Here is a 15,616-nt window from a genome sequence, read left to right as displayed (position 1 = left end):
TATGAGCGACCCCTACATCCAACAACTCTTCGCAGACCGCATCGGCGGCACCGGCTACGGCAAGGGCACCGAGATCTACAAGTTCGAGAAGATCAAGCGCGCCAAGAAGGCGGCGCTCGCCGCCAACCCCAACGGCCAGATCATCGACATGGGTGTCGGCGAGCCCGATGAGCCGCCGTTCCCCGATGTGGTCGACAAGCTCTACGAAGCCAGCAAGAAGCCCGGCAACCGCGGCTACGCCGACAACGGCGGCGACATCTACAAGCAGGCGGCCGCCCGCTGGATGAAGAACGTCTGCAACGTCGACGGCATCAACCCCGAGACGCAGGTCTGCCACTCCATCGGCTCCAAGGCGGCACTGTCGATCCTGCCGTACGCGTTCATCAACCCCGGCGACGTGGCGCTCATGACCACGCCCGGCTATCCGGTCTTCGGCACCCACTCGAAGTACCTCGGCGGGCAGGTTCACAACATCCCGCTGCTGGAACAGAACAACTTCCTGCCGGACCTGAAGTCCATCCCGGCCGACGTGCTGAAGCGCGCTAAGACCCTGGTCATCAACTACCCCAACAACCCCACGGGCGCGTCGGCCACGCCGGCGTTCTTTGCGGAAGTGGTCGAGTTCGCCAAGAAGCACAACATCGTCGTCTTCCACGACTCGGCGTACGCCGCCCTGGTGTTCGAAGGCAAGCCGCTCAGCTTCCTGGCGACGCCGGGCGCGATGGACGTGGGCGTTGAACTGCATTCGATGAGCAAGGGCTTCAATATGACCGGCTGGCGACTCGGGTTCGTCGTCGGCAACCCGCTGATCGTCAAGGCGTACGCCGACGTCAAAGACAACACCGACTCCGGGCAGTACCTGGGCATCCAGGAGGCATGCGCATATTGCCTCGACCACCCCGAGCAGACGCAGAAGATCGCCGCCAAGTACAGCCGTCGGATGGACACGCTCGTCGGCGTGCTGCAGAAGCACGGCTTCAACGCCAAGAAGCCGAAGGGAAGCTTCTTCCTGTACGTGAAGTGCCCCAAGGCCGCGACCGGCAAGACCGGCCAGCGTGTGGCGTTCGAAAAGGCCGAGAACTTTTCGCAGTGGATGATCACTGAAAACCTCATCAGCACCGTCCCCTGGGACGACGCGGGCTCGTATGTGCGGTTCAGCGTGACGTTCATCGCGAAGGACGAGGCCGACGAGAAGCGCGTGATCGGCGAGATCGACAGCCGGCTGGGCGCGAACAAGTTTGAGTTCTAGAGCTAGCGGAACCTATGAGCCACAGATGCACACAGATGAACACAGATAAAGGCGGCATCCGATTGCCTCTTTCTTATCTGTGTTCATCTGTGTTCATCTGTGGCTCACTTCTTTTCGCCGCCGGCTGTGGTACCCGTCCCGAAAACTCTTCCTTCCCGCTGTCGGTTTCGGCGGCGGACAAGGAATTGGTGGCAATACAGGCCGAGCGGAAACCGCTCAGCCGGCCGGTGGTCGTGATCGACGGGTATCTTGATCCCGGCCTGGGATCGGCGGTGGTGGCCAACTGGGTTCGAAAGCTGACGCCGGACGAGAAGCAGGTCGTCACCGTCAGCCTGCTGACCACCACCAACTTCGACGCCTGCCGGCAGAAGATCGTGGCGGCGGTGGAGGAGGCGTTTCCGTCCGACGACCCCGCGGCGACGCAGGAGGTGGACGTCATCGGCCTTTCCATGGGCGGCTTGGCGGCGCGGTACGCCGCCCTGCCGGCCGTCGGCGAACGCCCGGCGACGTTGGCAGCAACGGCCGTCCCTGCTACGACGCTCCCTCCCACGACCGTCCCCACCAGTACTGTCTCCACCACGGCATCGTCTGCACCGGAAGGCGCCCCCTCGTCGGCGCCATCGACCGACCCGGCCGAACTACTCAAGCCCACGGGCAAACGGCTGAGAATCGCCCGACTGTTCACGCTGTCCTCGCCCCACCAGGGCGCGGCGATGGCGGACGTGCCAACGTATCTGTTCATCTCGACGCAGCGCGACATGCGGCGGGGATCGACATTTCTCCAGCAACTCAACGATGCCGGGCATACGCCCGACTACCCGATCATTCCGTACGTTCGGCTGGCGGACCTGACCGTCGGCGAGCAGAACGCCGCCCCGCCGGGCCAGATTCCAATCTGGCTTCCGAAGGGGCCGTTTGACGCGGCCCATGCCGGCGTGGTGATGGACCCGCGTATCGCGGCCGACGTATCGCGACGGCTTCGTGGCGAGGCGTCGTACGTCAAAGAGCCGCGAGCGCCGCTGCCTGACTGAAGTAGGGGCTTCGGGGTCATGGGGTGCCGGGGCGACGGGGTGGATCGGAGTCTCGGTCGCGGCCTGTCGATCGCAAAGCGACTTTGCCAAATCACGGTGCACACATAGAACGGCAGAACGTGACCAAAACACCCCTCTACCCCGATACCCCGATACCGCTTCTCGCGTACGTCGCGCTCGGCGCTAATCTCGGCGATCGTGCCGCCAGCTTGCGCGACGCGATCTCACGCCTATCGGCGGTGCCGGGCATCGAGGTGACGAAAGTGTCGTCGTTGCTGGAGAACCCGGCGGTCGGCGGGCCGGCGGATTCGCCGCCGTTCGTCAACGCCGTCGCCGAGGTGCGAACGACGCTGGACCCGCAGGCGTTGCTGGAGGCGTTGTTGCAGGTCGAACGCGACATGGGCCGCGAACGCCGCGAGAAATGGGGACCGCGGGTGATCGATCTCGACCTGATTCTCTACGGCGATCGCATCATCGATACGTCGGCCCTGAAGGTGCCGCACCCGCTGATGCACCATCGCGATTTCGTGCTGAAGCCGTTGGCGGAGATCGCGCCGGGCGCGGTGCATCCGGTACTGAAGTCAACGATCGCCGAACTGGCCGAGCGCATGACGCGTGGCGCGGGCGGTTCGCCGGTGTTGCCGCCGCCGGCAGGTGACGACGCCAAACCACAACTCTTTCTCCGCCCCGCCACCAATGCCGACGGCCCGGCCGTTCGCGACCTGGTGTTCGGCGTGCTTCGCGAGTACGGCCTGAAGCCCGACCCCTGCAGCACCGATCTGGACCTCTTCGATCTCGAAGGCAGCTATGCGATGAAGGGCGGCCGGTTCGACGTGCTGGTGAACGCCGAGGGGCACGTCCTCGGCAGCGTCGGCCTGATGCCCACCGGCGGCGGGTCTTGCGAGCTGCGCAAGATGTACCTGCACCGCTCGGCCCGAGGACACGGCTGGGGCCGGCGGATGCTCGATCACGCGATTTTCGAAGCCCGGCGAATGGGATTCACCCGCATGACGCTGGAGACGGCGAGCGTGCTGAAGGAAGCGGTGGCGATGTATGAGAAGTACGGCTTCAGGAAGTACACGCCGGAGCATACGGTGGATCGGTGTGATGCGGCGTATGAGCTGTTCCTGTAGGGCGGGCACTGCCCGCCGGACAAATCTATCCGTCATTGAGGTAACGCCATGACCACTTTCAGTGATGACGATCTCCGGTGCAGGCTCGACTCCGTTCTTCAGACGGCGACGAGCGAAGGCGTTGTGTATATCCGCCGCAGTGACGGCCGCGAGTTCGTGTTGCGATCCGTCGACCGCACCCGATCGCCTCTCGATCTGGGGTTCGTCGATGTTCGACCCACTCGGGAAGAAGTCGTTCAAGCCGTACGAGAGGGTCGTGAGCGAGACTACGAACCGCGCCGCGAATAGTCCTGACAGGTCACAGCCAAGCCCTCCCCGCTTGACGCCCCCGCCCCTATCCCCGCAAATGGCGGGCGAATGAAAGTCCTTACCACCATCGCCGAGGTCCGCGCCGAGCGGGCGAAGCTCGGCCGTCTTGCCCTGGTGCCGACGATGGGCGCGCTCCACGCCGGGCATTTGTCGCTCGTCGATTTCGCCCGCCGTCGTGCGCCGCACGTCGCCGTCAGCATCTTTGTGAACCCCACCCAGTTCGGCCACAACGAAGACTTCAACCGATACCCCCGCCCGATCGAGGACGACCTGGCCAAGTGCCAGTCCAACGGCGTCGATTTCGTTTTCAACCCGCCGGTCGAGCAGATGTACCCGTCGGGCGTGGTGGACTGCGTGGTCGATCTGCCGTCGCTGTCGACCGTGCTGGAAGGCAAGCACCGCCCGGGGCACTTCAAGGGCGTCTGCCAGGTGGTGGCCAAACTGTTCAACATCGTTCGGCCGGACGTGGCAATCTTCGGGCAGAAAGACTACCAGCAACTTCGAATCATTGAGGCAATGGCCGAGGCGCTGGATTTCAATATCGAGATCCTGGCCGGGCCGACCGTGCGCGACCTGGACGGCCTGGCGATGAGCAGCCGCAATGCCTACCTGTCGCCCGAAGAGCGGGAGAAGAGCCTGGCGATCAGCCGGGCGCTGTTCGCCGCCCAGCAGGAGTTTGCCAACGGCGTCCGCCAAGCCAACCGGTTGCTGACGACGGTACAGAAGACGATGCTCGAGAAGCACCTGCTGATCGACTACGTCGCAGCGGTGGATGCCAAGACATTGAAACACACCGACACCATCACCGGCCCGACGGTGATCGCCGTCGCGACGCGGGTGGGGAAGACCCGGCTGATCGATAACGTGGTGTTGGAGCCCTGAAACTGATGCCTAACGCCTGATCTGTAAGCAACCCGTCGCAAGATGGCGCAGTTCTCCTTGCTGAATAGGCATTATGCATTAATCCGTTTCCTCCCCTACAATCCCCGGTTCGATGTTTCTTAAGCTCTTAAAATCCAAGCTCCATCACGCCAATGTGACCTTCACAGACGTGAACTACCATGGCAGCATTACGATCGATTCGGATCTGATGCGCGCCGCCGGCCTGCTGCCCAACGAAGCGGTCGTGGTCGCCGACTGCGACAACGGCAACCGCTTCGAGACCTACGTCATCGTCGGCGAAGCCGGCAGCGGAATCATCGGCGTGAACGGTGCCGCCGCCCGGCTGACGCAGGTGGGACATCGCGTGATCGTCATGAGCTTCGTCCTCGCGACGCCTGACGAAGTACAGAAGCACCATTCGCGGGTGGTGATCTGCGACAGGAAGAACAAGGCGGCCGAGACGGTGGATCATCCGTCGGTGCTGGAATAGGCGCGTCGCGGAAGAGGTATCTTTGGGGGACGGACACGCTTGTCTATCCCCATCCATCCCATGCAACAAGAACTATTCCGCCTGCCGTTCTTCGACATCCCGATCTACGGATACGGGCTGATGCTCGTGGTGGGATTTCTGGGGGCGCTTACGCTCGCGCGATTCCTTTCGATCCGCAGCCGGATTGATCCGGAGATCTTCGTCAACTGCGGCATCATCGCGCTGGTCAGCGGCATCGCCGGTGCCCGGCTGAGCCATGTCCTGGAAAACTGGAGCACCTATACCGACCCTGCCCGCTCCTTTGGCGAGAATCTGTTCGCCGCGATCAACATTCGCTCCGGCGGGCTGACGTTTTATGGCGGGTTCATCTTCGCGACGGTCTGCTGCATCGGATACGGCCTGATCAAGAAAGTGCCGATTCGTCGCGGCATGGACATCGTCGCCCCCTGCCTGATGGTGGGCCTGGGGTTCGGCCGGGTCGGGTGCTTTATGAACGGCTGCTGCGAAGGGGCCGAGTGTTCGACGCTCCCCGCCCCGATCGCGATCGAGTTCCCCTACGCGACGAACCCCTACATTCGGCACTTCGATCAGCGGTCGCTGGAACCGTCGCAGCTCCCCCCCGAAGAAGCGATTCGACGAGGACCGCGCGGCGAGCCGATTGCCCCACTGACGAAATCAGACATCACCGCCAAATATGCCCAAGCCCCCGCCGAGCGCGACAAGCTGCTCACAGCGGTCGCCCCGCTACATTCCAACCGAGTGTTCAATGCCCAGCTTGCCAGCACGGTGACGGCATTCCTGATCGCATTTTTCCTGGTGGCGTTCTACGCGCTGCCACACGCGCCGGGCCGGGTGTTTGCACTCATGCTGATCATCGAGGCACCTTCGCGGTTCATCCTGGAAATGATGCGGGCCGAGCCCGCGTTCGTCGGCCCCGGCAGCCCGGACAAAACCCTGGCGTTCCTGCCGTTCGACCTGAGCTTCAGCATGTTCGTTTCCGTCTGGCTGACGCTGGTCGGCGTGATCCTCTGGTTCGCGTTCAAGGGCAAGCCGGACGACATGACCGAGCCGAAGGAGCTGCCGGCGGGACGTGTCGCGATAGCCTGAACGCGTGGAGGGCAGACGTTCTTGTCTGTCACTCGGGACCGGAACCCGTTCTCGAACGCCAGGGCTCCTCTGCTCACTTCCTGCATGCACGACGTCGCGTCAAATGGAGGTCGGAAGAGACGGCCTTGAGATTCGAATCCTGCTTTAGGTCCCGAGTGACAGACAAGAATGTCTGTCCTCCACGTCTGTTTCCCTCCCGCACCTACGGCGCTATTTTTCGTCACCTGAAACTTTCTCTCCTTTCCGGCGTCGAATGATTGCGGAGGGTTTCCCTCCGTCCCGATCTTTGCTCTGATCTGCCTTGCCCCGCGAAGGAGAACCGACCATGCGAAAGATGCCAAAGACTCTCGCCGCCGCCCTGCTCTCGGCAGCTGTTTCCGGCGTCAGCCTGCTTCCTGCTCCCGTGCTGTTCGGCCAGGCCAAGCCTGCTGATGCCAAGGCCGTCGCCGACCAGCAGGCACAGGTTCCGGTCCGTCAGGTCGTCCTTTACTCCTCCGGCGTGGGTTACTTCGAGCACTTCGGGCAGGTCAATGGCAACGGCACGACCGAGCTCCGCTTCAAAACCCAGCAGATCAATGACATCCTCAAGTCCCTGGTCCTGCAGGACATGGACAAGGGGAAGATCGGCGTCATCACCTATCCTTCGCAGGACCCGATCTCCAAGACCCTCCGCAGCTTCCAGATCGACATCACGTCCAACCCCGGCGTCCCGCAATTACTCGGACAACTGCGCGGGGCGAAGGTCGCCATTACCGTCGGGGCCGAATCCGTGACCGGCACCGTGCTCGGGGTTGAACAGAAACCCGTGCCCGTCGGCAGCGGCAAAGACGCGACCGTCATAAACACTTGGTTCGTCAACCTGATCACCGACGGCGGCATCCGCAGCGTCTCGCTGGATGATGTCCGCTCACTGGAACTTCAGGACCCGAAGCTGAAGGAAGAGCTCAAGCGAGCCCTGGCGGCGCTCGCCTCGGCGCGCGACCAGGACAGCAAGCCGGTGAACATCAGCTTCCAGGGTGATGGCGAACGGCGGATTCGGATCGGGTATGTCGTCGAAACGCCGGTCTGGAAGACCAGCTACCGGCTGATCCTGTCGGAAAAGGGCGACCAGAAGCCGGTCGCCGGCAAGCCCTCGGGTGCGCTGCAGGGCTGGGCGATCGTGGAAAACCAAACCGACAACGACTGGACCGATATCCAGTTGTCGCTCGTCAGCGGCAGGCCGATCAGCTTCATCATGGACCTGTATCAGCCGCTGTACATCCCCCGGCCGGTGGTGCAGCCGGAGCTGTACGCGAGCCTGCGTCCGCAGACCTACGACGCCGGCATCGGCAAAGCGCGGGAGCTTCAGGAGTTCAGCAAGCAGCAGATGGAACGGGCCGACGCCAACGGCGTCGAACAGCTCCGCCGGGCACCCGGCGCCCCGATGGCGAAGAAGTCGGCAAAAGCCGATGCCTCATTCGGTGCGGCCCCGGCCGACGGCGTCGACCGCATGGCCGCAATAGATCCGCAGTCGAGCGTTTCATCCATTGCATCGGCCGCGAAAGTGGGCGAGCTGTTCCAGTACACCGTCGGCAATGTCACGCTCCCCCGCCAGACCAGCGCGATGATCCCGGTCGTCACCGACCCGATCGAGGTCGAGAAGCTCTCGATCTACAACATGGCGGTCTTGCCGAAGAACCCGCTGCTGGGCGCTCGCGTCAAAAACACCACCGACAAGCACCTGCTCCAGGGGCCGATCACCGTCCTCGACGAAGGTGCCTATGTTGGCGATGCCCGCATCGACGACCTTCCGCCAAGCCAGGAACGGCTCGTGAGCTACGGCGTTGACCAGCAGATTCTCGTGCAGGCGCAGAACGGCAACCAGACGCAGTCGCTGGTCACCGGCAAGATCGTCAAAGGCGTGCTCCACCTGACCTACAAGCAAGTCAGTACCCAGGACTACATCGCCGAGAACAAGGGAGACAAGGACAAGACATTGGTGATCGAGCACGCGAAGTTCGGCGGCGACTGGAAGCTGACCGAACCGGCCAAGGCCGATGAGACGACCGATTCGCTCTACCGCTTCAAAGGAAAAGTCGCCGCCGGCAAGGGCACCAAGCTGACGGTGAAACAGGAGCTGACCCGAGGAGAAGAGATCGCGATCCTGCCGCTGAATACGGGCAATGTCGTCGTCTACAGCCGCAGTGGAGCGATCCCGCAGGACGTCCGCGACGCCCTTGCCCAGGCAGCCGGCCTGAAGCAGGCGCAGGCGGCGACGGATCGCACCATCCGCGACAAGCAGGCCTTGATCACGCAGATCAGCCAGGAACAGACCCGCATCCGCGACAACATGAAGACCGTCGCGCAGAACACGGAGTACTACACCCGCCTGCTCAACAAGCTCGGCGAGCAGGAGACACAGATCGAAGGGTTACAGAAGGAGATCGTGGGGCTGCAGAAGAAGTCGGAAACTGAGCGTAAGGCGCTGGAAGATTATCTGAATGGGTTGAATGTGGGCTGAAGTGCCGACCTGGGACCGCCGAGCGCTTGCTCGGCACGAACACGAGACGGATTCGAAGAGCCGCGCACGGAGTGTACTCACGGAGTAAGCGGGCATGCCCCCGATCCGTCACGGTTCCCGCTTACTCCGTGAGCACACTCCGTGCGCGGCTCTTCAAAAAGTCACATGCTCTCAGGATGACAAGTCTGTTCGCGGCCGACGCCCTCCACCTGGAGGACGTATCTTCACTTCACCCAGCCCATCACCTTCATCCACTCTTCGCACCGCTTCGGCCAGGTCGCCGCCGGGCCGGCCGTCGGGCGAATGCCGAAACCGTGGCCGCCCTTGGCGTACAGGTGCATCTCGACCGGCACGCCGGCCTTCTTCATTGCGTTGTACAGCGCGATGCAGTTGTCGCTGTTCACCCGGTCGTCACTCGCCATCGCGATGAAGCTCGGCGGCGTCTTATCGCTGACGCGGATCTCGGGCTTGAGTTCGAACGTGTCTTTCACGATCGTCCCGCCGGGGTAGATGATGACCGCAAAGTCCGGCCGGCAGCTTTGCTTGTCGGCATCATCGAATGCCTGGTACGACCGCTTGTCGAAGTTGGTGCTCGTCCAAGCCGTCAGGTGTCCGCCGGCGGAAAAGCCGAGCATGCCGATCTTCGCCGGGTCGATGCCCCATTCGCCGGCCTTGGCCCGCATGATGCTCATCGCCCGCTGGGCATCCTGGAGCGCGCCGATCGGCGGCTGGTCTTTCTCGGTGCCCGGGCGGCGCGGAACGCGGTACTTCAGAATCCCCGCGGTAATGCCGAGCGAGTTGGCCCATTTGGCGATCTGTTCGCCTTCATGATCCCACGCCAGCACGTTGTACCCACCGCCCGGCGCGACGAGCAGCCCGATGCCGCTGGCCGAGTCCTTCGCCGCAGCGTAGACCTTCAGCGTCGGCTCCGACACGTTGGTGATGCTGGTGACGACGCCTTCCTTTTCGGTCTGTTTCTCCGCCGCGATCTCGACCGTCTCGCCGGGGGCTTTGGCAGGCCAGAGCTTGAGGATGACCGGTTCGCCCGCTTGTGCCGGCGACGCAGTGCAGAGCATTGCAAGCGAGAGACCGAGCAAAGCGGTACAGATCGACTTTCTCGACTGAGACATGAGCTTCCTCCTGAAATGCAAACTGCCTGGAGCACAACGCACCTGCGGTGCGACGGCTGAACGAGATGTCACCCCCGTAAACGCCGCAAGGCCCCATCTATTCAGCTCTAATTGCTGTAAAGATGAAGCCTTGCGGTTGAAATGGGCGTTACAGGACTCGAACCTGTGACCCCCAGCGTGTCGATTTACCCAGCCGAACGACCAGAAGCTATTATTTGGCCGTATCTTACCGTCGTTCGACCGCCCGTTCAAGTCGTCTCGACCTACCTCGTTTATTCTCAAAAAATCGCGGAATTGCCGGCCATCGCCGGAAGATTCCGTCTTGCCGGGCCTAGGGGTAACCGGGCCTTGGCGACGCCGACTCGGAGCCTCAAGACGCCGCCCGAAGTACGGCGGTCGCTACCTAGCGGCGGCAAGTTCGCCCAAGGAACGAACGGGTCAGATTATCAGGGCCATCGGGTCGCGCTAGGGGTAAGGCTTAGCCTTTACGGTCCGTCCGACGACGGCCAAGGCAGCTTCCCGAAAGGAGCGTTCGATGTCTCTTCAGCAGCACCCCTCCCCGCAGTCCGATGCCCCGACCGACCCGCGACCGGCCAAGGCAAAACCTCGCGCCCGGAAGACGGCCCTGCCGCCGCCGGCAGAGGTGACGGAGTCCCCTACCGTCGACGATGCCGGCCCGGCAACCGAGGCGGTCGAACTCGCAAGGACCGACCCGGTCACCGCCGCCGACCCGGACGGGACGGCCAAGCCCGAAGGTAGATCGCGTCAGCACTGGCGAGGCTTGGGGATGTGCGACTTCATCCGCTACGCCGCGTCGATCGGCTGGCCAAAACCCGCGATCACGGCGGTCGCGGCGAGCCTCGGCTTCAGCCCGAGCCCGACGACGGTTCACATTCAGGCCAAGAACGGACGGGACGGCCGCAAGGTCCCGACGGTGAAGAAGGAACTCGCGGATGAACTGACCGCCCACTACGCAAAGGTGGTCGGGAAGGTCTGGCGGGAGGAGGCGGCTCCGGACGGCACCGCTGCCGAGGGCACCAGGAGGCTGGGCGAGAAGCGGCCTGACAAGAAGTCCGCGAAATACCCGCAGAACCTTTGATCGTCGTGGTGCGGGAGTCCGGGTCTCATGGGTCCGGACTCCCTCTACTTCAATCGTCCTTGGTCCACCGCGGATAGGAAGCCCTTGACGAAGTAAGCGGGGACTCGGATAGGGCAATTGCCTCGTTGTCCGCCGAGGCGGATATCGACCCCTCCTCCTGCCGCCGCCGCCTGCAGATACTCCCGGTCAAGTTGGACGATGAGGTCTTCAGAAACGCCCCCTCGGGAGGCTTCGCGGTCCGTCAGGACTACTCTCAAAACCGATCCCTGTCGGTCATGGGCTTCCTGAAGGAAGTACCATTCTGTCGACTCATGTGAAACCTGGATAGCGTACCCGTGCAGGTTGCCCGTTCTTTGAAAGACTAAGCGGTAGTGATCGGCATGGACAAGCTTGGGTGTGTGGTCTCGATTCTTCAAAAGTGGTGAGGCGGTTAACTCCCGTTGCTTATAAGGGTCCCACTCATATTTGGTAGCCGCCGCGACTTGCTCTGCCGTCGTGTGTTCCGTGGTCGCGAACTCCGGCGTGTACCAGGGGGCACTTATCTCCTCAAGTGACTTCACCGGCGGACGCGAGACACATCCTTGAAGGACGAAGATGCTGACCAACGCTGTGAACCGAGTGTGAGCTATCACGGGCCTCCTTTGCGTCACCGAGACCCGGCACGGCCGGGACGGGGCGATGTTGCGCATTGTCTGTGGCCCGGTCTACCCCTTCGCCCGGATGCTCGTCAAGCGTGGCAGGTACCCGGTTCGCAATGAAGTTCGGAGGGATCGTTCGCGACCTACGGGAATCGCGGGGCATGTCTCAGGAAGCGTTGGCCGACTCGGCCGGGCTGCACCGCACCCATATCAGCCTGATCGAGAGGGGACAGCGATCGGTCCGGATTGAGACCATTGAGCGGCTGGCACTGGCGCTTCGGGTTCAGCCGGCGGCATTGATGCCGGCAATTTCTTTGAAGAAGTGACCTCCCCCGCCTGCAGCGTTCGAACCAAGTCAGATGCTGCAAACCACCGAGGATCGGGATGTCCTTAAGCAATGAATACTTCGACTGGCACCTCACACCGCGGGGTTGGGTTGAGGGGACGAGCGGCTATGATTTCGGCCCCGTTCTCGTTAAACCTCCGTCAGATCGAGTTCTGACAGTACGTCACCATGACGAGACGCCGGTCGTTTATCGAAGGATCCAGTGGGTCGAAGAAATCTGGCGATCAGACGATGAGCGACTGGTAGAGAAGCTAGTTGCACAGCATGGACGAGTACCAGAGCGGCTACCGTCAGAGAGTCCACCAGACGACACATAGCATGCGGAGGTCACTGATGGGGAAGGCACAAGGACGGCGGCGACGAACTGCGACTGTCCAACACGACGGTCGCCTATCCGGTGCAATGGGCGACCGTTATGTTCAGTCCTGTGTCGCCCACGTCAGCTTTCCGTCCACTCTTCCTGAACTTCGTCGAGCGTACAACGCCGGCGGTGGCTACATGGAGATGGAACTCCTCCTCGATACTGCCAAGGGCCACGACCGAACCTATAGCGCCCCTCGGTGGATGACCACCGGAGATGTGATGTTCTTCTACCATACGAAACGGGCAAAGCTTCGAATTGAGCGGTTCCTGTCGGCGGCGAAGGGACCAGACAATGAGGAATGGGGCGAAGAAGGCAAAGGCCTTCAGACAAGCATCGACTACCTCAACGACCAACTTGCCGTGGCGGAGCGATACGCCGGCACCATCTTCGGCTGCACAGAGGTGATCGGCGGGGCTGCATTTCAGAAGGGCGACGCCGATCGCCACTGGCGGAACAACATCTACGCCCCGATCGGTGACGTTCACATCTTCAAGAATCCCTTACGGGACTCGGAGTTCGGCAGTCACATCAAGATCAATCCGGGCGGAACCTTCACGCCACTTCATGGCAGCTCTTTCTCCGGACTGAAGGGACTGCTGGCACAGACGAACGACTTGCCGCCCTACCTTGCGATCGCCCGCCCGGGCGGCGTGAGCTTCCGTGACATTGACGCGAACAACTGGATTGACATCGCGTGCTCTCCGGACGCCCGGTTCATCGACGAATCCCAACTTCGCGCCTATCTGATCGACTATCTGCTGGAAGGCATCAAGGATCCCCGGACGGCGGTCCATCAGGAGTGCCGTTGTGAGGTGAAGGACGGGCAGACGCTGTGTGTTGGTCGGGGTCCACGTCGGCACCGACGCCGGCCTTGCCGATCCGGCGGTTTTGGTCCAGTGACCGGTGGACAACTCGAAAATGGCTGGCAAGGAATTTCGTTCGGGATGACCGGGGTTGCCTCCGGAAGGAAGGGACCCAGTTCGTAGAACTCCGGAGGTAATGCAGGGAAGTCACGTAGGTAGTCGTACACGCCTTGACCAGGTGCGCAGCCATCAAGGGACCAAGTGACCAATGAAAGATGACGCCGCAGCATCCTTGTAATGTCAAGACATGGACGACGGAACGTTAGGACTGGTGCGGCCCTTGCAAGCAGCCGATCCAGGTTGCCATTCACCAGGCGAAGGTGAGTGGATAGGAAGCCGCGGCTATCAAAATTGTGGGAATAGTCCGTAGGGCGGCGCACTCCCCAATCGTCCAGAGTTCTCCCATCAACGCAGTAGCAGAGGTGGGGAACGCGCCGTCCGTTCGGCACGAGCTTCGACGGAAGATCAGCGTAAAACTTGGGCCTGACGGGCGCATCGTTTGGTGCGAAATAGACGACAGTGCGATAGGGTCTGGGATTACTCCCTCCGCCAACACCCTGAGGGAATACGACCGAATTCGCCATGAATTGGGTGAGAGCCTCAAGCTCTCCATCATTTGGGAAGAAGTCGTAGGCAAATTCCGCAAGAGTCACAGGGCTGGTCTCGTCAGACGGAATGAGCCGATCCAGAATGAGCAGTTCGTCGACGGTAGGCTGACGCACACGTACGACATTCTTCCATGTGGGCCGAATCCACAGGCGGTCCTTATCAGGTCGGCCGGCATGGGGTTTCACTAAGTCATTCAGCAACCGACAGTGCTCGTTGCGAAGCCCCTTCTTCAGCGTAACTTCCATGAAGTCGCAGTAGTGCCTTACCCGCAACGGAACTACTGGTGCGTCAAGAATCAACTGCGGGGTATTCCCATCAGTGGTAGGTGCCATTGCCATGTCCCTGCCGAATCCGGCCCGCGTTCCCCTAGGAAGGAACGCGGGCCTCTGTCTTCCGAATATCAGATCCCAAATGCATCGAGTTGACGCTTCGCTGCGTCTACGGCCTTCGTCCGCTGCGACGCCGTCCGACAGGCCGCCGGTGCGGGGGAGCCACCTTGCGTAGCGCCTATGAAGCGCTCGCATGCCTCGACTGATGTGCACCGGCTTCCACCGATCAGCACGGTCTCAAGCTTCACGCCACGCAAACCGTTATTGATCCACCGGTACAGCGTCGCGCAGGACAATCGCCGGCCGCGACCCTTCATGAAGGGCAACTTCGGAACTTCCCCTATGTGGATGATGTTCTCGCTGTGCAAATTGATCGCCATCTCAGCACCTCGCCCTCAAGGGGCCTACCACCCGATGCTCACCACCGGGTCTTGAGTTAACGGGCTGCACTACCACGTGATTTCTCGGCAGGACCTGACCACATGGTCAGGTTGAACAGGCTGATGCCTCAGCAAACGCTGAGCGATACATCTAGCCTGAATATCGTAAACCCAGTTATTCGGGGTTCAAGAGGTTACGAGACTTTGAGAAAGATTGGTCACTCATGAGGCAAGGTTCCACGACACACCCTTGATCAGGTGCTGCAATGGCAATCTCCGTGGCGTCTGATGACCCCATTGCCCAGCACCCTTGCAGGTAGTCGCAAGCTCGCGGATGGTTGGATAGGCCCGCTTCAGGATTGCCGCGACCCGGCGACGGTAGACCATGGAAGTCTCGGCCGGGAAGTATCTCCGGGCTAAGGCAAGATAATCGATCTCAAAAAGGGAGAGGCATGACTTAAGGAAGGGATCTGCTCGGAACCTGTGCAGCATTTTTGGGTGAGTAAGTCCGCTTCGATCAATTGCTCTCTCCCCGCGAAGTTCAACAATTACCTGTACGCCGGGCACGCCGTTACACGCGACCGCCGACGACACCGCGATATCGGTACAGGCAAAGTGGCCGACGCCGGTCATCTGTCCTAGTGAGGGCAAATGATCCAGTCCGCAAACAATCCGTGCATCGAGCCACTCCTTCAGTTCGTCGGCCGCGGCAAGGCCACGCGTCGGAACCGTGAGTGAGACGACCAGGCGGTCCAGGGCACTTCGACGATGTTTACGGGCCAACACGTCGATGAGAACCAACGCTTTTCGCGAGGGGGTGCGAAGGTCCAAGTAGCATTTCAGCCGCTTGTTGTAAGGTGCTACCTCGTCATCAACGCTGAAACCCGGGCATTCCTTGTTCAATTCCGCCCTCACTTTGGGTGAAGGCTTGCCACCTACCCAAAGAGCAACCCGCTCTATCCTGGCAATTGGCAGGCGTTTGGTGTCGATCAGACCCATGGCCCTCTCGACCGGATCCTGTAACCGAGCCGCCATAGAGTTGATATTTGCCAATCTGCCGAGAAGTGGGTGAGGGGATTCTTTGAGCATGGCATGCCTCGTCAGGTTACTTGTCCGGTCGCAATGCACTGTCCGGTGCTTAATACCACGCACCTTTT

General features: G+C 61.6%; 14 protein-coding genes. 11 read left to right on the top strand and 3 right to left on the bottom strand.

What is annotated here, in order from left to right; translation table 11 throughout:
• Position 1: 1 nt before the first annotated feature.
• From IPV69_RS25450 to IPV69_RS25415, 8 genes are all read left to right on the top strand, one after another.
• Positions 2-1,249 carry an LL-diaminopimelate aminotransferase gene (locus IPV69_RS25450; RefSeq protein WP_206292540.1) on the top strand — a complete coding sequence of 416 codons (1,248 nt, stop codon included), beginning with the start codon at positions 2-4 and terminating at the stop codon, positions 1,247-1,249.
• An 89-nt stretch (positions 1,250-1,338) separates the two neighbouring features.
• Positions 1,339-2,280 carry a lipase family protein gene (locus IPV69_RS25445; protein ID WP_206292539.1) on the top strand — a complete coding sequence of 314 codons (942 nt, stop codon included), beginning with the start codon at positions 1,339-1,341 and terminating at the stop codon, positions 2,278-2,280.
• 119 nt (positions 2,281-2,399) lie between these two features.
• A complete protein-coding gene (gene folK, locus IPV69_RS25440; RefSeq protein ID WP_206292538.1) occupies positions 2,400-3,413 on the top strand; it encodes a 2-amino-4-hydroxy-6-hydroxymethyldihydropteridine diphosphokinase in 1,014 nt (337 codons plus the stop codon).
• 48 nt (positions 3,414-3,461) lie between these two features.
• Positions 3,462-3,701, top strand: coding sequence for a hypothetical protein (locus IPV69_RS25435; protein ID WP_206292537.1), 240 nt, complete (start codon positions 3,462-3,464; stop codon positions 3,699-3,701).
• Positions 3,702-3,770: 69 nt separating this feature from the next.
• Positions 3,771-4,604, top strand: coding sequence for a pantoate--beta-alanine ligase (gene panC / locus IPV69_RS25430; RefSeq protein ID WP_206292536.1), 834 nt, complete (start codon positions 3,771-3,773; stop codon positions 4,602-4,604).
• A gap of 112 nt (positions 4,605-4,716) precedes the next feature.
• On the top strand, positions 4,717-5,094 hold the full coding sequence (panD, locus tag IPV69_RS25425) for an aspartate 1-decarboxylase (protein WP_206292535.1): 378 nt from the start codon (positions 4,717-4,719) through the stop codon (positions 5,092-5,094).
• A 60-nt stretch (positions 5,095-5,154) separates the two neighbouring features.
• Positions 5,155-6,201: a prolipoprotein diacylglyceryl transferase gene (locus IPV69_RS25420; RefSeq protein ID WP_206292534.1), complete on the top strand. Its 1,047-nt coding sequence runs from the start codon at positions 5,155-5,157 to the stop codon at positions 6,199-6,201.
• A 325-nt stretch (positions 6,202-6,526) separates the two neighbouring features.
• On the top strand, positions 6,527-8,701 hold the full coding sequence (locus IPV69_RS25415; protein ID WP_206292533.1) for a hypothetical protein: 2,175 nt from the start codon (positions 6,527-6,529) through the stop codon (positions 8,699-8,701).
• A 224-nt stretch (positions 8,702-8,925) separates the two neighbouring features.
• Here the strand turns inward: IPV69_RS25415 and IPV69_RS25410 are convergent, their stop codons facing one another.
• Positions 8,926-9,831 carry an alpha/beta hydrolase gene (locus tag IPV69_RS25410; protein ID WP_206292532.1) on the bottom strand — a complete coding sequence of 302 codons (906 nt, stop codon included), beginning with the start codon at positions 9,829-9,831 and terminating at the stop codon, positions 8,926-8,928.
• A gap of 535 nt (positions 9,832-10,366) precedes the next feature.
• Between IPV69_RS25410 and IPV69_RS25405 the strand changes: the two genes are divergently transcribed.
• From IPV69_RS25405 to IPV69_RS25395, 3 genes are all read left to right on the top strand, one after another.
• The gene (locus IPV69_RS25405; RefSeq protein WP_206292531.1) at positions 10,367-10,930 is read left to right on the top strand and encodes a hypothetical protein; all 564 of its coding nucleotides are present in this window, start codon (positions 10,367-10,369) and stop codon (positions 10,928-10,930) included.
• Positions 10,931-11,684: 754 nt separating this feature from the next.
• Positions 11,685-11,894: a helix-turn-helix domain-containing protein gene (locus IPV69_RS25400; RefSeq protein WP_206292530.1), complete on the top strand. Its 210-nt coding sequence runs from the start codon at positions 11,685-11,687 to the stop codon at positions 11,892-11,894.
• Between the two features lie 422 nt (positions 11,895-12,316).
• Entirely contained in the window at positions 12,317-13,264 is a 948-nt protein-coding gene (locus tag IPV69_RS25395) for a hypothetical protein (protein ID WP_206292529.1), read from the top strand.
• An 886-nt stretch (positions 13,265-14,150) separates the two neighbouring features.
• On the opposite strand, the gene IPV69_RS28030 is transcribed toward IPV69_RS25395, so the two are convergent.
• The gene (locus tag IPV69_RS28030) at positions 14,151-14,396 is read right to left on the bottom strand and encodes a DUF1580 domain-containing protein (protein WP_390884436.1); all 246 of its coding nucleotides are present in this window, start codon (positions 14,394-14,396) and stop codon (positions 14,151-14,153) included.
• A gap of 285 nt (positions 14,397-14,681) precedes the next feature.
• Positions 14,682-15,548: a hypothetical protein gene (locus IPV69_RS25385; RefSeq protein WP_206292527.1), complete on the bottom strand. Its 867-nt coding sequence runs from the start codon at positions 15,546-15,548 to the stop codon at positions 14,682-14,684.
• Positions 15,549-15,616: the final 68 nt, after the last annotated feature.

Source organism: Humisphaera borealis, from assembly GCF_015169395.1.
GTDB lineage: Bacteria > Planctomycetota > Phycisphaerae > Tepidisphaerales > Tepidisphaeraceae > Humisphaera > Humisphaera borealis.
The sequence above is the reverse complement of the archived record's forward strand: the minus strand, read 5'-3'. Positions and strand labels throughout refer to the sequence as shown.